Source organism: Belnapia sp. AC561, assembly GCF_979252845.1.
Genome location: NZ_CEEDBP010000046.1, coordinates 1 through 20,017, shown reverse-complemented (window position 1 = coordinate 20,017; position 20,017 = coordinate 1). Strand labels below are relative to the sequence as shown.

The following is a 20,017-nucleotide window of genomic DNA, read 5'->3' as shown; positions in this document are numbered from 1 at the left end:
CTTACGTCCCCACCGCTTCTTCGGCCTTGGCCTTGGCGGCGCGCAGCTTGCGCTGGCGGTCGCGGAAGCCGGGCGGGTCGACCGGCTTCTCGCGGAAGCCGTAGCCGGCGCCATCGGGGGTGCCGACGCCCTCGAAGAAGCTGACCATGCGGCCGAAGCGTTCCCGCCCCTTGGTCTGCGCGGCGACGATGGCGGCCATGGAGCCGGCGCCGGCCGGGCCGAAGAGCGGCCGGGCGGAGACCATGTTGGTGAAGTAAAGGGCGGGGATGCCCTGCTCCTTGGCCTTCTGCACCAGCGGCGTGGTGCCCAGTGCCAGGTCCGGCTTCACCTCCAGCATCGCCGCCATGTCCTGCTCCAGGCTGGCGCGGTACTGGACATGGGTGCCGCGGGAGGCGAGCCAGGCGCGGTCGGCCTCGGACCATTCGGTGCGCGGGCAGGCGGTGCCGACATAGGGGACTTCGGCGCCGGCCTCGACCAGAAGGCGGGCGACCAGCAGCTCGGAGCCCTCGTAGCCGGAGACGGTGACGCGGGCCTTGATCGGGGCGGCGTCCAGCGCGGCGCGGATGGCCGGCAGCGCCTTGCCGAGGGCGAGGTCGATGCGGGATTGCGGCAGGCCGGCGGCGCGGCCGATGGCGTTCAGCCAGGCCTCGGTCCCTTCCACGCCGACGGGGCCGGAGCCGACGACGGGGCGGCCGGCGGCGCGGAATTCGCGGATGCTGGCGGTATAGAAGGGATGCACCGCGGCGGCGACCTCGCAGTCCAGTGCGGCATAAAGGTCGCGCCATTCGCGCGCCGGGGTCTGCGGCGCGACGGCGAGGCCCATGGGCGAGAGCAGCGCGGCGACGCCCATCGGGTCGGCGGGAAACAGCTCGCCGATCAGGGCGACGGTGGGCTCGCCGTCGACCAGGTTGCGCGGGCGGGCGACGGGGCCGGCCTCGGCCTCGTTCCGGGCGTAGCGGAGCATGGCGCCGGCGAGGACGTCCTTGGCTTCGGCATGGGTCGGCACGCCGAAGCCGGGGACGTCGATGCCGATGATGCGGACGCCGTCGATCTGCTTCGGCAGCAAATCCAGCGGCACGCCGGAGGCGGTCGGGACGCAGAGGTTAATGACGATGACGGTGTCGTAGTCCTCGGGCTTGGCGGTCTCGTGCACCGCCTCGCGGATGTCCTCGAAGAGCTTGCCGGTGACGAGGGATTCCGAATTGAAGGGCACGTAGCCGACGGTGCGCTTGGCGCCGTAGAAGTGGCTGGTGAAGGTCAGGCCATAGACGCAGCAGGCGCTGCCCGAGAGGATGGTCGCGGTGCGGCGCATGCGCAGCCCGACCCGCAGCGAGCCGAAGGCCGGGCACATGGATTGCGGCTGGTCGTGCGGGCCGCGCGGGTAGTCCGCCAGCATGCGGGCCACCTGCTCCGACTTGCCCGCGGTGCGGGCGGCATCCAGCATGGTCTCACGGCCGCCGTGGCAGGACTCCATGGCTCAGCTTCCCTCGTAGACGACTTCGAGGGAGGGCTTCTCGACGATGGCGCTGCCGCACATGTCTTCCATGGTGGCGGGGTTCAGCACCACGCCGCGGCCGACCGCATCGCCCTTGAACAGGCCGAGCAGCGCGTCATGCGTCAGCGGGGTCGGGCGGACCGGTGGGGCCGTCGCGACCTGCTCGGCGAGGGTCTCGAAGACGCTGGCCCAGGGGCTGCCGGGGGTGCCGACGATCTCGTAGTTGGCGGACTTGCGGCGGATGTCGTCGTCGGCGGGGATGGCCGAAAGGACGGGGATGCCGACCGCGGCGGCGAAGGCCTGGGCCTCGCCGGTGCCGTCGTCCTTGTTGATGACCAGGCCGGCGACGCCGACATTGCCGCCCAGGCGCCGGAAGTAGTCCACCGCGGAGCAAACGTTGTTGGCGACGTAGAGCGACTGCAGGTCGTTGCTGCCGACGACGATGACCTTCTGGCACATGTCGCGGGCGATCGGCAGGCCGAAGCCGCCGCAGACCACGTCGCCGAGGAAGTCGAGCAGGACGTAGTCGAAGTCCCATTGGTGGAAGCCCAGCTTCTCCAGCAGCTCGAAGCCGTGGATGATTCCCCGCCCGCCGCAGCCGCGGCCGACCTCGGGGCCGCCGAGCTCCATGGCGTAGACGCCGTCGCGCTTGAAGCAGACGTCGCCGATCTGCACCGCCTCGCCGGCCAGCTTCTTCTTGCTGCTGGTCTCGATGATGGTCGGGCAGGCGCGGCCGCCGAACAGCAGGCTGGTGGTGTCGGATTTCGGGTCGCAGCCGATGAGCAGCACGCGCTTGCCCTGCTGCGCCATCATGTAGGACAGGTTCGCCAGCGTGAAGGACTTGCCGATGCCGCCCTTCCCGTAGATGGCGATGATCTGCGTCTCCTTCTTGACCGGCCCGGTATGCACGGCGTCCGGTTCCTGCGCGGCCTCGTCGCGCAGCGCGGATTGCATGGCAGCGGCGGAAGTGGGTTTGCCGACAGCAGCGTTCATGAGCACTCGCTCCAATCCAGGACCATTTTCAGGCAGGCAGCGTCGGTGAAGGCGGTGCGGTAGGCGGCCGGCGCGTCGGGCGCCGCTTCCCGGTGGGTGATGAGGTCGTCGAGCGAGAGACGACCGTCGCCGATCAGCGCATTGACCGCGGCGATGTCGGGCTCGCGCCATTCGGCGGCGACGCGGATGCGGGCCTCGCGCAGGAAGGCGGGCGGGAAGGCGAAGGACAGCGGCGCCGAGTAGAAACCGGCGAGGACGATCTCGCCGCCGGGTGCCAGGCGGCCGATCAGCGTATCGAGCAGGCCGCTGTCGCCGCTGACGTCGTAGATGGCGCGGTAGTCGCGGCGCGGATCCTCGGCGGGATCGACGACGGGATAGCCGAGGGCGCCGTCGCGGCGGCCGGCATTGGTCTCCCACACCGTCGGCGGCGGGGCGCCGGCGACCAGCGCCAGGCGGGCCAGCAGGCGGCCGAGCACGCCGTGGCCGATGATGAGGTCGGGCTGCGCCGCGCCGGCGGCGGCGTGATGGGCGGTGGCGGCCAGCGCCAGCAACACGCCCTGCTCACGCAGGGACTCCGCGACGGGGACAACCTTGGCGCCGGCGGTGACGAGGCGGCGGGCGGCGCCGCCGAACAACCCGCGCACCGGGCCGAAGCAGCGGGCCCCGGGGACGAAGACGCGCTGGCCGATCTCCCGGCCCGACTCAGGCCCGGCGAAGGCGATGCGGCCGACGGATTCATAGCCGGGCACCAGCGGGTAGCCCATGCCGGGAAACATCGGCATGCGGCCGGACCAGAGCAGGCGCTCGGTGCCGGTGCTGATGCCGCTCCACTCCACGTCGACGACGACATCGGCGTCGCCGGGCGGCGTCAGCGCGAGGCGGCTGAGCAGGAGGTGCTCGGGTTCCTGGAGCAGGACTGCGATGGTTTCCACGAAATCCGCCCTCCCCTTTTCCGGCTTACTGTCACCTTAGCCTGACGCCCTTGACTGTCAATCAGAAACGACAGTTCAGCGGCAGCGGTGTCAGGCGGGCTTGGCAACCATGACGCGGGCGAGCAGCGGCGTGCTGGTCGGCAGCAGCCTCGGGGCGGTAAATCCGGCGGCCCGCAGCAGGGCTTCCAGCTCCGCCGGCGTGCGGGCGCGGCCGGTGCCCATGGCGAGCAGGTAGAAGCCGAAATAGGCCTCGGCGATGGGCTCGGCGCCGGGCGTGCCGGACATGGGCTCGGCCAGCAGCAGGGTGCCGCCGGGGGCCAGCGCGCGGCGGGCGGCGCGCAGCAGCAGCAGCACGCGGTCGTCGTCGTGGTCGTGCACCACGCGGACCAGGCTGATCAGGTCGGCGCCCTCGGGCAGCGCATCCGCGCCGAAGTCGCCGCCGAAGCACTGGGCGCGATGGGCGAGGCCGGCTTCGGCGAAACGGGCGCGGGCGCGCTCGGCAACGGCGGGCAGGTCGAAGAGCATGAGCTGCAGGTCGGGCGCGGTGGCGGCGGCGGCGCGGAGGAAGCTGCCGTCGCCGCCGCCGACATCGAGCAGGCGCCGGTGGCCGCGCAGCGGATAGGCGCCGAGGATCTCGGCGGCGATGATCGGCTGGGAGGCCGCCATCAGGGTGGTATAGGCGGCGACCTGATCCGGGCGGAGCGCCGAGGGGCGGTCGGTCTCGGCATAGGGCCAGTAGCCGGAGAGGCTGTTGCCCCCGCGATCGCGGCGTAGCAGCGCGACAGGGTCGGCGAGGTCGCCGTAGACCATGGCGTGGTGCTCGACCATCGCCGTCACCGCCGGGTTGTCCACCATGGCGGCGCCGAGCGCACCGAGGCCCCAGCGGCCGCCGCGGCGCTTCGCCACCAGCTTCAGCGAGGCGGCGGCGTTCAGCAGGCGCAGGGTCGCATCGGGCGAGAGGGCGAGGCGGCCGGAGAGCGTCGCGGTATCCTGCGGGCCCTCGGTCAGGATCTCGAACAGCCGCAGCCGGACGCAGGCGAGCAGCACCTGGGAATAGACGAAGCCGGCGCAGAGGTCGAAGAGCGCGCGCACCCGGCGGCGCACCACCGGCCGGGTCAGCGGGAATCGGGTGGCGAGCTGGCGAAAGCGCGGGCTGGCCAGGATGCGGTCGTAGTGGTCGCGCAGCCGGTCCAGCAGGCTTGGTGCCTCCATCAGGCTCGCCGACACTCAGGCGGCCCGGGCGGCGAGGCTGCGCGGCAGCAGGCGCTGGGTCTCGAGCAGGATGACGGCGCGGAGCTCGGCGGCGCCGGGGCAGGACGGGATGGCGCCGACCGCATCGGCGGCCAGCGCCCGCAGGCGGTCGATGGCGCCGTCGAGACCAAACAGCGCGACGGCATTGGGCCGGTGATGCGCGGCATCCTGGCCGATCGGCTTGCCGAGTTCCGCCTCGTCCGAGACGGCGTCGCGGATGTCGTCGGCGACCTGGTAGGCCTCGCCGAGGCGGTCGCCGAGCCGGCGCCATTCGGAGGGATTGGCGCCCGCGGCGGCGGCGCCGGCGGCGGTGGCCGCGGCGAAGAGGGAGCCGGTCTTCTGCTGCTGGTATTGCGCCAGGTCGCAGCGCGGCTCGCTTTCCCAGCCCTGGCCGGCGACGATGCCCTGCGGCATGCCGACCGAATCGCCGATGGTGAGCATCAGGCCGCCGAGCCGCTGCGGCGCCCCGGCCGAGGCGCGGGCCATGATCTGGAAGGCGAGGATGATCATCGCATCGCCGGCGAGGACCGCCAGCGGCTCGCTGAAGGCGCGGTGGACGCTGGGCTTGCCGCGGCGGGTCGCCGCATCGTCGAAGCAGGGCAGGTCGTCGTGGATGAGCGAGGCGCAGTGCAGCAGCTCGATCGAGGCGGCGGCGGCATCGGTCAGGCCGGGCTGGTCATCGCCGCAGGCGCCGGCGACGGCGAGGCAGAGCCGCGGGCGGATGCGGGCGCCGCGCGGGAAGACGGCGTAGCGCATGGCCTCCGCCAGGCGGGGCGGACTGCCGGGCGAGGCGGCCAGGTCCATGGAGGCGTTGAGGGCACGCTCGATCCGCGTCACGGCGTCCATGGAACCTCCCACCGGAGCTGCGCACGGGGCCCGTGTCAGCTTTCATTGTCGGTAAAGAGTGTCATTCTTAATGGACAGTACCGTCAATCAGTTTTGTCATCGCGGGATGGTGAACGCCATTTGTCGGTATGGCAGTGCCATATCAGCGGGCGAGTTCTCGACCCCCGGTCGGGGTCGGGATCCCTCAAGGGAGAACGCCCATGGCTATCGCCTGGACCAATGGCGCCGCTGTCGAGGTCGCCGACCCTGTCATCCACCGCATCGGACTGCCGGACCTGCGGCAGGCCCTCGCCCGGGGCTGGGACGATTTCCTCGCCACGCCGACGCAGCTCATCTTCCTCTGCGTGTTGTACCCGATCGTCGGGTTGGTGGCGGCGCGGATGCTGGCGGGGGATGACACCATCCAACTGATCTTCCCGCTGGTGGCGGGGCTGTCCCTGGTGGGGCCGGTCGCGGCTGTCGGGCTGTACGAGATCAGCCGGCGGCGGGAACGCGGCCAGCCGGCGAGCTGGCTGAATGCCTTCGACGTGCTGCGCGACCCGGCCTTCCTGTCCATCGCCGGGGTGGGCCTGCTGCTGACGGTGATCTTCGTCGCCTGGCTGGCGGCGGCGCGGATGATCTTCGCGGCAACGGTGGGGGCGGTGCCGGGCAGCTTCAGCGGGCTGGCGCAGGCGGTGTTCCAGACCCCGGAAGGGCATCGGCTGATCCTGCTGGGCAACCTCGTCGGCTTCGGCTTCGCGGTGGTGGTGCTGATGCTGACGGTGGTTTCCGTGCCGCTGCTGCTGGACCGCAATGTCGGCATCGCCGCGGCGCTGCAGACCTCGGTCCGCGCCTGCCTGGCCAATCCGCTGCCGATGGCGGTCTGGGGGCTGATCGTCGTCGGGCTGCTGGTGCTGGGCTCCCTGCCCGCCTTCATCGGCTTGGCGGTGGTGATGCCGGTGCTGGGCCATGCGACCTGGCATTTGTACCGCCGGATGGTCGGCTAACCTCAGCGGCTGAGCTGCTGGCGGTCCTGCGCCAGCATGAAGAGGTCCATGAGGCGCCCGATGCCGCGATCCTCGACCTGAGGGCGGCGCGGGATGGCTTCCACCAGGTAGCGCGTCGCCTCCAGCGGCGGCGCGCTGAGGGCCCGGGCCGGCAGAGCGATGGCGCCCAGGCTGCGGGCCAGCAGCGCCAGCTTGCGGCGGCCCGAGACGACGGCGCGGCGGGAGATGCTGTCGCCGCCCTGGCGCAGCACCTGCGCGCCGATCTCCGCATAGATGTAGCGGGCGGCGCCGATGCCCGGGCGGCAGGCCAGCGGCAGCCGGGCGATGCCGGATTCGGAGCGCCGGTAGAGCGCATCGGCGCGGGCCAGCAGGCGGCGGACGACGATGCCGATCCGCGGATCGAAGACGGGATTTTGCAGCCAGGCCTCCGGCGCCACCCCGGCTTCCCGCAGCCAGGCCATGGGCAGATAGAGGCGGCCGGCGCGGGCATCCTCGCCGACGTCGCGCGCGATATTGGACAGCTGCATGGCGACGCCGAGGTCGCAGGCGCGGGCGACGACCTCGGGCGCGCGGGCACCCATCAGCAGGGTCATCATCGCCCCGACCGAACCGGCGACGCGGGCGGCGTAATCCTCCAGCGCCTCGATGGTCTCGTAGCGGCGGCCCTCGCGGTCCCAGGCAAAGCCGTCCAGCAGGGCGGCGGGCAGGGCGCGGGGGATGCCATAGGCGGCGACGACGGCGGCAAGCGCCCGGTCGGCCGGCGTATCCATTGGCTGGCCGGCGTAGACGGCATCCAGCCGCCGATGCAGCAGCGCGAGGGCGCCGAGCGAGCCGTCGAGGTCGATGGCATCATCGGCGACGCGGCAGAAGGCATAGAGGGCCGCGGCCGGCTCGCAGACGCGGCGCGGCAACAGGCGGGAGGCGGCGTGGAAGCTTTTGGAGCCGCCCTTGAGCAGGGTCCGGCAGGCCTCGAGGTCGGCCGGGCTCAGCACCGGTTTCTGGCGCAGCAATGGCATCCGGTGCCCCTCCCCGAGTGTCAGATTTATCCTTCATTATGAGTGTAAGCCTGGATTGACAGAAGATGCCAGGGCGAATCGTCGCTAGGATGGCGGCATGATGGCGAGCCTGCTGGCCTGTGCGACCCTGTTCCTTGTGGCGCTGGCCGCGGCGACGATCCTGCCCCTGCAGTCGGAGGCGGTGCTGGTCGGGCTGCTGCTGGACGGCCGCCTGCCGCCCTGGCTGCTGGTGGCGGTGGCGAGCGCCGGGAATACGCTGGGCTCGGCGGTGAACTGGTGGCTCGGGCGGCAGCTGCACCGCTTCCGCGACCGGCCCTGGTTTCCGCTGAAGCACGATGCGCTGGCCCGCGCCGAGGGCTGGTACCGGCGCTGGGGCCGCTGGTCGCTGATGCTGAGCTGGATGCCGCTGATCGGCGATCCGCTGACCCTGGTGGCGGGTGCGCTGCGGGAACCGCTGCCCATCTTCCTGCTGCTGGTGGCGCTGGCGAAGACCGGTCGCTATGCGACGCTTGCCTGGGTGACGCTCGGCCTTACCTGAGCCATGCTGACAACCAAGAAACCGCTGTGCAGGAAATGCCGATGTCCGAGACCCGTCCGCATGCGATCGTCATCGGCTCCGGCTTCGGCGGATTGGCGGCGGCGGTGCGGCTGGGCGCGCGCGGCTTCCGGGTGACGGTGCTGGAGAAGCTCGATGCGCCGGGCGGCCGGGCCTATGTCTACCGGCAGGATGGCTTCGTCTTCGATGCCGGGCCGACCATCATCACCGCGCCCTATCTGCTGGAAGAATTATGGGCGCTCTGCGGCAGGCGGCTGTCCGACGACGTGGACCTGCGCAGCATCGACCCCTTCTACCAGATCCGCTTCGACGACGGCACGGTGATGCGTTGCACCGCCGACCTCGACGCGATGCGGGCGGAGGTGCGGCGGATCGAGCCGGCGGACGTGGCGGGGTTCGACCGCTTCATCCGGGACAGCGAGGCGATCTACGACGTCGCCTTCAAGGGCCAGGCGGCGCAGCCCTTCCACAAATTCATGACCATGCTGGCGGCGGCGCCGGACCTGCTGCGGCTCGGCGGGCAGCATTCGGTCTTCAACAAGGTCGGGCAGTATTTCCGCAACGAGAAGCTGCGGATCGCCTTCAGCTTCCACCCGCTGCTGATCGGCGGCAATCCGCTGACCACCACGGCCTACTACTGCCTGATCGCGCATCTGGAGCGGACCCATGGCGTGCATTTCGCCATGGGCGGGACCGGGGCGGTGGTGACGGGCCTGGTCGGGCTGATCGAGGGCCAGGGCGGGGTGCTGCGCTACGGCGCCGAGGTGGAGCAGATCACCGTGGCGGATGGCCGGGCGACCGGCGTGCGGCTGGCGGATGGGGAGGAGATCCCGGCCGCCATCGTCGTCTCCAACGCCGATGTCGCCTGGACCTATGGCAGGCTGCTGTCGCGGCATAAGCGCCGCCGCTGGACCGATCGCAAGCTGAAGCGGGCGCGCTATTCGATGAGCCTCTTCGTCTGGTATTTCGGGACGAACCGGCGCTTCGAGGATGTCTATCACCACACCATGGTGCTGGGGCCGCGCTACCGCGAGCTGCTGGACGACATCTTCACCAACAAGCTGCTGGCGGAGGATTTCAGCCTGTACCTGCACCGGCCGACGGCGACCGACCCATCGCTGGCGCCGGCGGGGTGCGACGCCTTCTACGTGCTGGCGCCGGTGCCGCACCTGGGCGGCGGCGTCGACTGGCGGGAGAAGGCGGAGCCCTACCGGGCGGCGATCCAGCGGCGGCTGGAGGAGACCATCATGCCGGGGCTGGGAGAGAGCATCGTCACCTCCCGCCTGCTGACGCCGCAGGATTTCCAGGACCGGCTGCTGTCCGTGAACGGCGCCGCCTTCTCGCTGGAGCCGCAGCTGTTCCAGAGCGCCTGGTTCCGGCCGCACAACCTCAGCGAGGAGGTCGCCGGCCTGTATCTGGTGGGCGCGGGGACGCATCCGGGGGCGGGGCTGCCGGGGGTGGTCTCCTCGGCGAAGATCCTGGACGAGGTGGTGCCGGACGCGGCGAGCTTCCGCTAGGCGGCGGCAATGCGCCGGGTGGGCTTCGCCAGCTTGCGCCACTGGTAGAGGATGATGGAGATCCCGGTAACCAGCGGGATCGACCAGGTCACCGGATGCAGCGCCAATTCCGGGATGACGCGGACCGAGCCGAAGGCCAGGAAGGCGGTGTAGACGGAGATCCCGGCGCCAACGAGCGCCTTGATATGCTCCCGCAGCCAGGCCTGCGGCGCCGGCTTCGGGTTCAGCAGGAAGCGCAGGTTGGTGACGCCGGTGGCGATGCCGATGACGGAGATGCCCATCATCAGCGGCTGGCCGATCAGCCAGCCCTGCGCCGCGCAATTCAGGGCGGCGAGGATGACGGCGGCCTGCAGCGCCAGGTTCAGCCGGGTGCGGTTCGCCGCATGATTGCGGCGGTTCCTGATGCAGAGCCAGCCGTACCAGGCGAGGTTGATGGTCAGCACCCCCATGTGCAGCATCATCCAGCCGAAGATGCCGCGGATGAAGCTTGCATCGAAAAGGCCCTCGAGGTGGGGATGCGTCGCCATCGGGTCCAGCGTGGTGAGCAGCGCCATGAGCACGGCGAATCCGCCGGTCGCCAGCATGGCGACGGTGAAGACCCGTCCCCAGCGCTTGTGGTCGGCACCACCCTTGCGCGCCCAGATCGGCACCCAGAAGGCCAGGGCGCCGGTGCTGCCGGTGACGATATGCCCGGCGACCAGGGTGTGAAACAGGGCCAATTCCATGGACGGCGTTCCGCGGCGTTAGCTGACAGTATGCATTGACAGTATGGAGTGTAAACCTAAACTGACTCTTGGCCACAGCCAGGAGGTTCCGGTGTACTGCCCCCCGAGACCGAAGGCGCGCTCCGCCCTTGTCGCCCTGGTGCGCGCCGCCCTGCAGGGGGATGGCAACCTGCTCGGCCTGCTGCCGGCCGAGGCCTACCGGATGAAGATCGGGCCGCTGGGCTATTCGCGGCGCTCGACCATCATCGTCAACCAGCCGGACCTGGTGCGTCACGTGCTGCTGGACCCGCAGGGCATCTTCCCGAAGAGCGACCTGATGGTGAATGCGCTGGAGCCGCTGATCGGCGACAGCATCTTCGTCAGCAGCGGCGCGACCTGGAAGCGGCAGCGGGCGATGATCGACCCGGCGCTGTCGATGATGCGGGTGAACCGGGCCTTCCCGGCGATGCAGGCCGGCGTCGATGCCTGCGAGGCGACGCTGGATGAGGCGGCCGAAAGCGGCACCCCCTTCTCGCTCGACCTGGCGATGAGCCACCTGACGGCCGATATCATCTGCCGCACCGTCTTCTCGACCACCCTGCAGACCCAGGTGGCGCACGACGTCTTCGATGCCTTCACCGTCTTCGAGCGCAGCGTGGCGCAGGTGGAAATCCGCCGGCTCATCATGGATCCGGCCTGGACCAAGGTGCCGCAGCAGCCGGGGGTGCTGGAGGCCTGCCGGCTGATCCGGCACCGGCTGGGGGAGCTGCTGGACACCCATCTGCTGGGGGATGGCCGCAGCTTCGACGACATCGCCTCGGCGGTGATCGCGGCGCGGGACGACCTGGGCGGGCGGGCCTTCACGCGGGAGGAGCTGATCGACCAGCTCGGCGTGCTGTTCCTGGCGGGGCACGAGACCAGCGCCAGCGTGCTGACCTGGGTCTTCTTCATCCTGGCGACGCAGCCGCAGGTGGTGGCGCGGATGCGGGCGGAGATCGACGCGGTCGTCGGCGATGGCGCGGTGGAATTCGAGCATACCAAACGGATGGTCTTCGTCCGCAACGTCTTCCGCGAGACCCTGCGGCTTTACCCGCCGATCACCTTCCTGCCGCGCATCGCCAACGAGCGGACGATGATCGGCGATTATCCGGTGAAGCGCGGGGCGCTGGTGATGATCGCGCCCTGGACCCTGCACCGGCATGTCGACTACTGGCGCAACCCCGACCAGTTCGATCCCGACCGCTTCCTGCCGGAGCGCGAGGGCGAGATGACGCCGGGCGCCTATATCCCCTTCGGCCTGGGGCCGCGCATCTGCGCCGGCGCGGCCTTCGCCACCATCGAGGCGACCCTGCTGATCGCCCGGCTGTTCCGCCGCTTCGACTTCCAGGTGCGGGACGCGGAGAAGGTGCGGCCAGCGGCGCGGCTGACGACGCGGCCGGCGGAGCAGATCCTGTGTACGGTGTCGCTGCGGTGAAGACCGTCCTGCTGACGCTCGGGCGGCTGCCGAAGGCGCTGGACCTGGCGCGCGGCTTCGCCCGGGCCGGCTGGCGGGTGGTGGTGGCGGAGCCTTTCGCGCGGCATCTGGCCGGGGCCTCGCGCTGCGTCGCGCGCAGCTACCGGGTGACGGCGCCGGCGGTGGACCGGCATCGCTACCTGGCGGAGCTGGCGGATATCGTGCTGCGGGAGGATGTGCGGCTGGTCGTGCCGGTCTCGGAGGAGACGATGCATGTCGCCTTCCTGCCGCCGCTGGTCGGGCGCGACGTCCGGGTCTTCACCATGCCGCCGGAGGTGGTGCTGGCGCTGCACGACAAGCACCGCTTCATCGAACGGGCGCGCACCTATGGCGTGCGGGTGCCGGAGACGGTGGCGCTGGGCGACAAGGCCGCGGCGGCGATGGTCGCGCGGGGCGAGGTGGTGGTGAAGCCGATCCATTCCTGCTCCGGCCGCGGGGTGCGGGTGCTGCGGCAGGGCGCCACGCTGCCGGCGAATGAAGCGGCAATCGTGCAGCGCTTCATTCCCGGTGCGGTCTACAGCACCTGCTCCCTGGCGCATGCCGGCGAGGTGGTGGTGACGGCGGTCTACCGGGCGGTGACGCTCTCGGGCAGCGTCGCCGTCGCCTTCGAGCGGGTCACGGACCAGCCGGCGATCGAGGACTGGGCGGCGCAGTTCATCGCGGGCGCCGGGTACGAGGGCTTCATCTCCTTCGACTTCGTGGTGGACGAGGCCGGCCAGCCCTGGGGGATCGAGTGCAACCCGCGCACCACCAGCGGGCTGCATTTCCTGGAACCGGACGATCTGGCGCGGTCGGTGATCAAGCCGGGCACCCCGGTGCGGTTCCGGCCGGAGCGGCAGCTGCAGCAGTTCTGGTCCTGCCTGACCGAGACGCAGAACGCCTTCGGCGACTGGCCGCGCTTCCAGGCCAATCTGCGGCAGCTGTTCGGCACGCGGGACGTGAGCTGGAGCTGGCGCGACCCGATGCCGCTGCTGAGCATGCCCTATACCGCCTGGCAGATCATCGCCCTGGCGCGCGCCAAGGGCGTGCCCTTCGGGGAGGTGGCGACACTCGACGTCGGCTGGGTGGAGGCGCCGCCTAGCGGAGCGGCCGGGGCACCTTGAAGGGCAGCATCGCGTACATGGTGGGGGAGCGGAAGCGGTCGAGCGACAGGCTTTCGTGCACCGCAGTCGCTTCCTGGCCCAGCAGGTGGGTGCGGATCTCGCTGCGGGAGTAGAAGGGCGTATCCTCCAGGCTGCGGACGACGCGGGCGGTGCCGGTCTCGGACCGCGTCGGGCGGGCGATGCGCCAGAGGGTCTTCGGCAGGTCGACGCGGGGCGGCGGGGGGAAATCCTCCACCACGCCGTCGCGGCCGACGCGCAAAGCGAGGGATTGCGCGCTGCCGTCGCGGCGCTGGGCGTTGTAGAGGACGGCGGTCGCCTCCGCCATCGGCGCGCGGCACCAGTCCCAGCTGACGAAATCCTGCTCCAGCGGCGCCGCGCCGCTGTTGGTGTCGAAGTAGGCGGGGCCGGACCAGCGCAGGGCGGGGTGGGTGAACTCCACCTCGACGCGGGACCGCGCAGCGATCGGCTGCCAGTGGTGGCGGCCGTCGGCATCGAGGTGGAAGCGCCGGTCGGACAGTGCCTGGGGGCGGAGGCGGACGGTGCCGCTGAGGCGGGAGGGAATCGGCGCGGTGGTTTCCTCGATGCGGATGGTCAGCGTCTCGCCATCCCAGGCGAGGCTGCTGGGGCCGATCGCCAGGTGGTCGGCGTCGCGCTTCAGCGCATCCCGCCGCCGGTCGGTCATCGCCCAGCGGCGCGGGTTGCCGTAGAGCGCGACGTTGAGGCAGCAGTGGTTCTCCGGGTCGCCGCCGCCGCCGCGCCGGGCCAGCGCGTACCAGGGCGAGAAGACGGTGCCGATGAAGGCGATGATGGTGATGCCGTGGCGGCCGTCCTCGCTGAGGGCATCGACGTACCACCAGCAATAGCCGCGCGGCGGGACCGGCTGGTCGAAGGCCCAGGCGCGGGTCATGCCGCATCCCCCAGCACGGCGGCGGCGGCGAACCGGCCCGACAGCGTCGCCATCGGTACGCCGGCGCCGGGATGCGTGCTGCCGCCGGCCAGATACAAGCCGGGCAGCCTGGTGCGGGAACCGGGGCGGGCGAAGGTCGCCTGCCAGCCGTGGACGGCCTGGCCGTAGAGGGCGCCGCCGGTGGCGGGAAAGAGCGCCTCGAAGCCGGTGGGTGTGGTCAGCACGATGCGCTCCGGGGTGCGGTCGATCTCGAGCCCGGCGCGGGACAGCAGCGCGAAGGCGGCGGACTCGGCCGTGGCGATGGCGGCCTCGGTCAGCGGGCGGTAGTCGCCGCGGGCGGGGGCGTTGATGAGGCAGAGCAGGCGTTCGGGGCCATCGGGCGCCACGTCCGCATCGCCGCGGTCCTGTGCGCAGACATAGACGGTGGGCGTCGCCGGCAGGCTGGCGCGGGTGGTGAGGTCGGCGAATTCAGTGGTGTAGTCATCGGAGAAGAAGACGTTGTGGCGCACCAGCGGGAAGCCGCGGGTGCGGGCGTGGATGGCCCAGGTGACGGCGGAGAGGGAGCGGTTGGCGCGTTGCACGGCGCCGACCGATTTGGCCGCCGTCGCGCCGAAGCGGCCGGTGGCGAGCGCCGCGACATCGGCATTGGCGATGACATGGGTGGCGGGGATCACCTCGCCATCCGCGAGGCGCACGCCGCTGGTGCGACCGCGGTCGGCGAGGATCTCGGCGACCTCGGCATCGTAGCGGAAACGGGCGCCCTTCGCCTCGGCTAGGCCGGCGATGGTGCGGGCGACCTGGTGCATGCCGCCGTCCACCAGCCAGACGCCGGATTGCTCGACATGGGCGATGAGCATGAGGGTCGCCGGCGCCAGGAAGGGCGAGGAGCCGACATAGGTGGCATAGCGGCCGAACAGCTGGCGCAGGCGGGGATCCTTGAAATGCTCGCCGAGCGCGGCCCAGAGCGTGCTGAAGGGCGCGGTGGCGAGCAGCCGGCCGACGCCGCCGATGCCGGCGCGGCTGACCAGCCCGACCGGGCTCGGCTTGTCGCCGCGGATGAAGGGGCCTTCGAGCGCGGCGTAGGTCTTGCGGGCGCGGGCGCAGAAGTCGAGGTAGCCGCGCGCCTCGGCCGGGCCGGCGAAGGCGCCGATCGCATCGGCCGACTGCTGGATATCGGCGAAGAGGTCGAGCCGCTGCGCCCGATCCCAGGCATGGCGCGCGAGGGTGGTGACGGGCTGCAGGGTGAGCTGCGCATCGAGGCTGGTGCCCGCTTGCGCGAAGAGCTCCTCGAAGACCCAGCGCATGGTGAAGACGGTGGGGCCGCCGTCGATGCGGGCATCGCCGATGGCGATCTGCCGCATCTTGCCGCCGGGGGCCGCGGCGCGTTCGAGGACAAGGACATCCTCGCCGCGCGCGGAAAGCGAGAGAGCCGCGGCAAGGCCGGCGATCCCGGCGCCGATGATGACGACGCGGCGGCTCATGCGGCTTGCTTCATTCTTGGATCCCGTGTGGCGCGCGATGATGCGGCGGCGCGGTGGCGCAGGTCAATTGCCGTGGCTGCCAAAGCAGCCTCGATGTGGCAGGATCGGCGTCATATGCAAAGCTTTCGACGAATCGCCGCGACGGCGATGGCGCTATTCGCGCTGGTGGGGATCGGCCTCGGGCTGCAGCGGTTGCTGGCGGCGACCGATGGGCTTCAGGTGGAACGGATCGCGGTCGGCGAGGTGCCGGCGACGGTGTTTCGCCAGGCCGATTCGACGGGGCCTGTCGTGGTCATCGCGCACGGCTTCGCCGGCTCGCAGCAGATGATGCAGCCCTTCGCCACCACGCTCGCGCGGGCGGGCTATGTCGCGGTGACGTTCGATTTCCCCGGGCATGGGCGCAATCCGCGGCCGCTGGAAGGCGGGCTGCGGGATGATGCGGCGGCCTCCGGCGCCCTGCTCGATGCGCTGGGGCGCATGGTCGCGGCGACGCGGGGCCTCGGGGATGGGCGCCTCGCGTTGCTCGGGCATTCGATGGCCTCGGATATCGTCGTGCGCTGGGCGCTGGACCGGCCGGAGGTGGCGGCGACGGTGGCGCTGTCGCTGTTCGGGCCGACGGTGGGCGCGGGGCGGCCGCGCGACCTGCTGGTGGTGGTCGGCGCCTGGGAGCCGGCGTTCCTGGTCGAAGAGGGGCGGCGCATCGTCGGCATGGCGAGCGGCGGCGAGGTGGTGCCGGGCACCATCTACGGCGACTTCGCCGCGGGGACGGCGCGGCGGCTGGTGCTGGCGCGAGGCGTCGAGCATATCGGGGTGCTCTACAGCCGGGACAGCCTGGCGGCGGCGCGGGACTGGCTGCACCGGGTCTTCGGGCGGGAGGGCGGCGGTTTCCTCGACGTGCGGGGACGGTCGTTGGGGCTGCTGTTCGGTGGCCTGCTGCTGCTGGCCTGGCCGTTGTCGCTGCTGCTGCCGCGGGTGTCCCAGCCGCAGGGCGCGGGGTTGGGATGGCGGAGGCTCTGGCCGGTGGTGGTGGGGCCGGCGGTAGCGACGCCGCTGCTGCTCCGGCTGCTGCCGACGGAGTTGCTGCCGCTGCTGCTCGGCGACTACCTCGTGCTGCATTTCGCGGTCTATGGGGCGCTGACGGCGGCGGGTCTGTGGTGGCAAGGGGCGGCGCGGCCGGGGCCGGTGCGGCTGCCGCGCTTCATCCTGGCGGTGCTGGCGGTGGCGGGCTTCGTCATGCTCGGCTTCGGTGCGCCGACCGAGGCTTTCGTCACCAACTTCACCGCCGGGCCGCATCGGCTGTGGCTGGTGCCGGCGATGCTGGTGGGGACCCTGCCCTGGTTCCTCGCGGATGAATGGGCGACGCGGGGGCCGGGTGCGGCGCGCCTCGCCTATCCCGCGACGAAGCTGGCCTTCCTGCTGTCGCTGCTCGGCGCGGTGGCGCTCGATCCGCCGCGGCTGTTCTTCCTCATCATCATCGTGCCGGTGATGCTGGTGTTCCTGACGGTCTATGGGCTGTTCGGCGCCTGGGCCAACCGGGCCACGGGCTCGCCGCTGGTCGCCGCGGTGGCGCATGCGCTGGCGCTGGCCTGGGCGATGGCCGTCACCTTTCCGATGGTGGTCCGATGAGGCTGCTGCGCCGGGTGACCATGTGGCGGATCTGCCGCACCCCGAGGGCGACGACGATGGCGGTGACCGGGATGGCGATGCCGGTGACGAGGTCCACGTCCAGCTTCACCCCGCCGGCCTTCAGCCCCTTCGCCACATAGGCGACCAGGCCGACGACGTAGTAGGTGACCGCGGCGATCGACAGCCCCTCCACCGTCTCCTGCAGGCGAAGCTGGAGCTGGGCGCGGCGGTCCATGTTGGCCAGCACCACCTGGTTCTGCAGCTCCCGCGTGAGATCCACGCGGGTCGAGAGCAGCTGCGTCGCGCGGGCGACGCGGCGGGAGAGCGCATCCTGCCGGGCGGCGACGGCGCGGCAGGTATTCATCGCCGGGGCGAGGCGGCGCTCGGTGAATTCCTGCAGGGTCTGCATGCCCTCCATCCGCTCCTCGCGCAGCTCGGCGATGCGGCGCTGGACCAGCTCGTAATAGGCGTCCGCCGCGCTGAAGCGGTACAGGGTCTGCGCCTCGCGGCTCTCGATCTGGGCGGCGAGCTGGGTGAGGCTTTCGAGCAGCCCTGGCTCATCCGCGGCGCGGGCGGTGACCAGGGCGGCGGTGATCTCGGCCAGCTGGCGCTCGGCGGCGGTCAGGTGGGGGCCGATCTCGCGCGCCAGCGGCAGGGCGAGCAGGGCCAGCATCCGGTAGGTGTCGATCTCCAGCAGGCGCTGGATGATGCGGCCGGCCTGACGCGGCGTGGTGCTGCGGTCCTGCACCAGGATGCGGCTGAAGCCGCCGGGGTGGATGCGGAAATCGGTGAAGACCCGGGCGGCGCCGCCGGCGACGGCGCCGCCGACCAGCCAGTTGCCGGAGAAGAGCCGCTCCGAGAGGCTGTCGAGATCGGCGAGCGTCGCCTCGCCGGGGATCAGCGCGACATGGGCGGCGGTGATGACCTGGCCGGGCAGCGCCTGCACCCAATCGGGTGGGACGGCGGCGATGGCGGGCTCGGCGAAGGGGTCCGCCGCGGCGCCGGGGGCGATGACCATGAAGCGGCTGAATTCGGTATGGCGTTCCCACTTCAGCCGGAAGGGGCCGAGGTCGGCGCTGAAATGGCTGGCGCCGGGCAGCGGCGGGGCGGCGGCGGAGCGGCGGGCGAGGTCGCAGACCGCCTCCCAGGAGGCCTCGCGCCGGGCCGGGTCGTTCAGTAGGGCGAGGTAGGAGACGCGGAGGCTGGGGGCCAGCGCCTCGGGCGGGCGGGCATGCACCTCGTCATTGAGCTCGAGCCGCTGCGGGTGGGAGGCGGGGAGGATCATGCGAAGGCGAGGATCCCGGCCTCGGCGGCGATGCCTTCGATCAGGGCCGCAACCTGGGCAGGGGCTTCCTCATGCGCCAGGTGGCCGAGGCCGGGCAGCGGGATGATGCGCAGGCCGGGCAGGATGGTGCGGAGGCGGCGGGCATCGGCCGGCGGCACGGTGCGGTCGGCGCCGCCCACCAGCAGCACCAGCGGCGGGGCGAGGCGGCGGAGGTCGCGCAGCAGCGGGTGCAGGTCCCAATTGGCCATCATGCCCAGCGCCGCGGCGACATGGCCGGGGCGGCGGACCAGCCGGCCATAGAGCTCCACCCCCTGGGCATCGGTCGCCGAGCCGGTGTCGCGCAGCAGGCGTTCGACCACCGCGCGGTCCCCGGCGCGGCGGGCGAAGAACCAGGGCACGACGGGCACGCCGGCCAGCATCCGGGCGATGGGGGAGAAGACCTGGCCGGCAAAGCCCTCGAAGGGCAGCAGCGCGGCGTTCAGGCCGATGATCGCGGCCGGGGCGATGGCGCCGTCGAGCGCCATGCGGGCGAGGATGGCGGCGCCGGCGGAATGCCCGGCGACCAGGGCCGGGCGCTGGCCGAGCACGGCGAGCAGCTCCGTCAGCGCCTTCGCCATGAAGGGCAGCGAGAGGCGGCCATGCGCGGGGGCCTGGGTAAAGCCATGGCCGGGCAGGTCCGGGGCGATGACGGTGAAGTGGCGGGCGAGCAGCGGCAGCAGCCCGCGCCAGGAATGGGTGGCGGCGCCGGTGCCATGGAGCAGCAGGAGGACCGGCCCCTCACCCATCTGCTGGACATGCCAGCGCAGTCCGGCGGCCTGGACGAAGCGGCTGGCGGCGCGGTTCGGCCAGTCCCGGCCGTCCTGCTCCCAGTTGGGGCGGTCGCTCATCGGCTGGCGCCCCGCACGGCCTGGGACAGGGTCGCGGCATCGGCCAGCGGCAGCGGCAGGTAGCGGGCGCCCATCTCGGCGGCGAGGCGGCGCCCGGCCTCCTGCGGCCGGGGGGAGGTATCGACCAGCAGCCCGGTGTGGCGGGCGGCGCGGAAGGCGCGGGCGGCCTCCAGCGCCTCGGCCTCGGCGCGGGGGCGGCCGCCCTTGCCGTCGCGGGCGACATTGGCGCGGCCGTCGGTCAGCAGCACCACCAGCGGGGTCTGGCCGCGGCGGCGGAGCGCCTCGGCCAGCAGCAGCGCCTCGTCCAGCGCCGCGGCCATGGGGGTGCCGCCGCCGCCGGGCAACCCGGCCAGGCCGCGCTTGGCCCGGACGAGGGAGGTGGTGGGCGGCAGCAGCAGCTCCGCCGCCGTGCCGCGGAAGGAAATCAGGGCGACCTTGTCGCGGCGGACGTAGCAATCGGCCAGCAGCAGCTCGACCGCGCCCTTGGCCTCGGCGAGGCGGTTGAGGGCGGCGGAGCCGGAGGCATCGACCACGAAGATGGTCGCGGTTTCCGACTTCTGCCGGAAGCGGAGGATGCGGATATCTTCCGGCCGGACCGTGACGCGGCCGGGGGCCGCGCCGCGCAGGCGTTGCCAGGGGGCGGCGGCGCGGAGCGTGTCCACCAGGGCGAGGCGGGCGCCGGCGCGCAGTTCGCCCTGGCGGCTGCCGATCGGGCGGCCGCGGCGGGGCGAGGATTTCTGCTGGCCGGCCTTGCCGGGCGGGCTGGTACGGCCGGGGGTGTTGGCAAGGCGGAGTTGGTTCAGCAGGCCGGGCGGCAGGGTGGCGGCGGCGGCGGCCAGCAGGATGTCCTGCAGCGCCTCGGCATCGGGCTCGGGCGGTGGCGGGGTCTCGTCCTCCGGCGGCGGCGTGTCCTCGGGCG

General features: G+C 71.9%; 18 protein-coding genes. 6 read left to right on the top strand and 12 right to left on the bottom strand.

What is annotated here, in order from left to right; genetic code table 11:
* Nucleotide 1: 1 nt before the first annotated feature.
* The 5 genes from bchY to AC0IW9_RS26375 form a co-directional block, all read right to left on the bottom strand.
* Nucleotides 2-1,474 (bottom strand): chlorophyllide a reductase subunit Y, encoded by a 1,473-nt coding sequence (gene bchY, locus AC0IW9_RS26395; protein WP_471651283.1) that lies wholly within the window; start codon nt 1,472-1,474, stop codon nt 2-4.
* A 3-nt stretch (nt 1,475-1,477) separates the two neighbouring features.
* Entirely contained in the window at nt 1,478-2,488 is a 1,011-nt protein-coding gene (locus AC0IW9_RS26390; protein WP_471651282.1) for a chlorophyllide a reductase iron protein subunit X, read from the bottom strand.
* A complete protein-coding gene (gene bchC / locus AC0IW9_RS26385; RefSeq protein WP_471651281.1) occupies nt 2,485-3,420 on the bottom strand; it encodes a chlorophyll synthesis pathway protein BchC in 936 nt (311 codons plus the stop codon). Before bchC ends, AC0IW9_RS26390 begins: the two co-directional genes overlap by 4 nt.
* Nucleotides 3,421-3,510: 90 nt before the next feature.
* Nucleotides 3,511-4,632, bottom strand: coding sequence for a methyltransferase (locus AC0IW9_RS26380; protein ID WP_471651280.1), 1,122 nt, complete (start codon nt 4,630-4,632; stop codon nt 3,511-3,513).
* 15 nt (nt 4,633-4,647) lie between these two features.
* Nucleotides 4,648-5,517 (bottom strand): polyprenyl synthetase family protein, encoded by an 870-nt coding sequence (locus AC0IW9_RS26375; RefSeq protein ID WP_471651279.1) that lies wholly within the window; start codon nt 5,515-5,517, stop codon nt 4,648-4,650.
* 200 nt (nt 5,518-5,717) lie between these two features.
* On the opposite strand from AC0IW9_RS26375, the gene AC0IW9_RS26370 reads away from it, so the two are divergent.
* Nucleotides 5,718-6,503, top strand: coding sequence for a DUF2189 domain-containing protein (locus AC0IW9_RS26370; protein WP_471651278.1), 786 nt, complete (start codon nt 5,718-5,720; stop codon nt 6,501-6,503).
* 2 nt (nt 6,504-6,505) lie between these two features.
* Here AC0IW9_RS26370 and AC0IW9_RS26365 read toward each other — a convergent pair whose 3' ends face one another.
* Nucleotides 6,506-7,519 carry a phytoene/squalene synthase family protein gene (locus AC0IW9_RS26365; RefSeq protein ID WP_471651277.1) on the bottom strand — a complete coding sequence of 338 codons (1,014 nt, stop codon included), beginning with the start codon at nt 7,517-7,519 and terminating at the stop codon, nt 6,506-6,508.
* A gap of 97 nt (nt 7,520-7,616) precedes the next feature.
* Here AC0IW9_RS26365 and AC0IW9_RS26360 point away from each other — a divergent pair, with 97 nt between their 5' ends.
* Together AC0IW9_RS26360 and AC0IW9_RS26355 are read left to right on the top strand one after the other, a co-directional pair.
* Nucleotides 7,617-8,057, top strand: coding sequence for a YqaA family protein (locus tag AC0IW9_RS26360; RefSeq protein WP_471651276.1), 441 nt, complete (start codon nt 7,617-7,619; stop codon nt 8,055-8,057).
* Nucleotides 8,058-8,098: 41 nt separating this feature from the next.
* Complete coding sequence (locus AC0IW9_RS26355) at nt 8,099-9,592, top strand: phytoene desaturase (RefSeq protein ID WP_471651275.1); 1,494 nt, start codon at nt 8,099-8,101, stop codon at nt 9,590-9,592.
* On the opposite strand, the gene AC0IW9_RS26350 is transcribed toward AC0IW9_RS26355, so the two are convergent.
* Complete coding sequence (locus tag AC0IW9_RS26350; RefSeq protein ID WP_471651274.1) at nt 9,589-10,317, bottom strand: hypothetical protein; 729 nt, start codon at nt 10,315-10,317, stop codon at nt 9,589-9,591. The two genes, AC0IW9_RS26355 and AC0IW9_RS26350, sit on opposite strands and share 4 nt — an antisense overlap.
* A 91-nt stretch (nt 10,318-10,408) precedes the next feature.
* Here AC0IW9_RS26350 and AC0IW9_RS26345 point away from each other — a divergent pair, with 91 nt between their 5' ends.
* Both AC0IW9_RS26345 and AC0IW9_RS26340 read left to right on the top strand, forming a co-directional pair.
* Complete coding sequence (locus AC0IW9_RS26345; RefSeq protein WP_471651273.1) at nt 10,409-11,770, top strand: cytochrome P450; 1,362 nt, start codon at nt 10,409-10,411, stop codon at nt 11,768-11,770.
* Nucleotides 11,749-12,912, top strand: a complete 1,164-nt coding sequence (locus AC0IW9_RS26340; protein WP_471651272.1) for an ATP-grasp domain-containing protein — start codon at nt 11,749-11,751, stop codon at nt 12,910-12,912. The genes AC0IW9_RS26345 and AC0IW9_RS26340 overlap by 22 nt, the downstream gene beginning before the upstream one ends.
* Here AC0IW9_RS26340 and AC0IW9_RS26335 read toward each other — a convergent pair.
* Both AC0IW9_RS26335 and crtD read right to left on the bottom strand, forming a co-directional pair.
* Nucleotides 12,887-13,819: a carotenoid 1,2-hydratase gene (locus tag AC0IW9_RS26335; RefSeq protein WP_471651271.1), complete on the bottom strand. Its 933-nt coding sequence runs from the start codon at nt 13,817-13,819 to the stop codon at nt 12,887-12,889. The two genes, AC0IW9_RS26340 and AC0IW9_RS26335, sit on opposite strands and share 26 nt — an antisense overlap.
* Nucleotides 13,816-15,300 (bottom strand): 1-hydroxycarotenoid 3,4-desaturase CrtD, encoded by a 1,485-nt coding sequence (gene crtD / locus AC0IW9_RS26330; protein ID WP_471651270.1) that lies wholly within the window; start codon nt 15,298-15,300, stop codon nt 13,816-13,818. The genes AC0IW9_RS26335 and crtD overlap by 4 nt, the downstream gene beginning before the upstream one ends.
* Before the next feature lie 114 nt (nt 15,301-15,414).
* On the opposite strand from crtD, the gene AC0IW9_RS26325 reads away from it, so the two are divergent.
* Nucleotides 15,415-16,926 carry an alpha/beta hydrolase gene (locus tag AC0IW9_RS26325; RefSeq protein ID WP_471651269.1) on the top strand — a complete coding sequence of 504 codons (1,512 nt, stop codon included), beginning with the start codon at nt 15,415-15,417 and terminating at the stop codon, nt 16,924-16,926.
* On the opposite strand, the gene AC0IW9_RS26320 is transcribed toward AC0IW9_RS26325, so the two are convergent.
* The 3 genes from AC0IW9_RS26320 to AC0IW9_RS26310 form a co-directional block, all read right to left on the bottom strand.
* Nucleotides 16,901-18,211 carry a DUF3422 family protein gene (locus AC0IW9_RS26320; RefSeq protein ID WP_471651268.1) on the bottom strand — a complete coding sequence of 437 codons (1,311 nt, stop codon included), beginning with the start codon at nt 18,209-18,211 and terminating at the stop codon, nt 16,901-16,903. The two genes, AC0IW9_RS26325 and AC0IW9_RS26320, sit on opposite strands and share 26 nt — an antisense overlap.
* Nucleotides 18,208-19,098, bottom strand: coding sequence for an alpha/beta fold hydrolase BchO (bchO, locus tag AC0IW9_RS26315; protein ID WP_471651267.1), 891 nt, complete (start codon nt 19,096-19,098; stop codon nt 18,208-18,210). The genes AC0IW9_RS26320 and bchO overlap by 4 nt, the downstream gene beginning before the upstream one ends.
* On the bottom strand, nt 19,095-20,017 hold a 923-nt coding region (locus AC0IW9_RS26310; RefSeq protein WP_471651266.1), incomplete at its 5' end, for a VWA domain-containing protein. The genes bchO and AC0IW9_RS26310, both read right to left, overlap by 4 nt.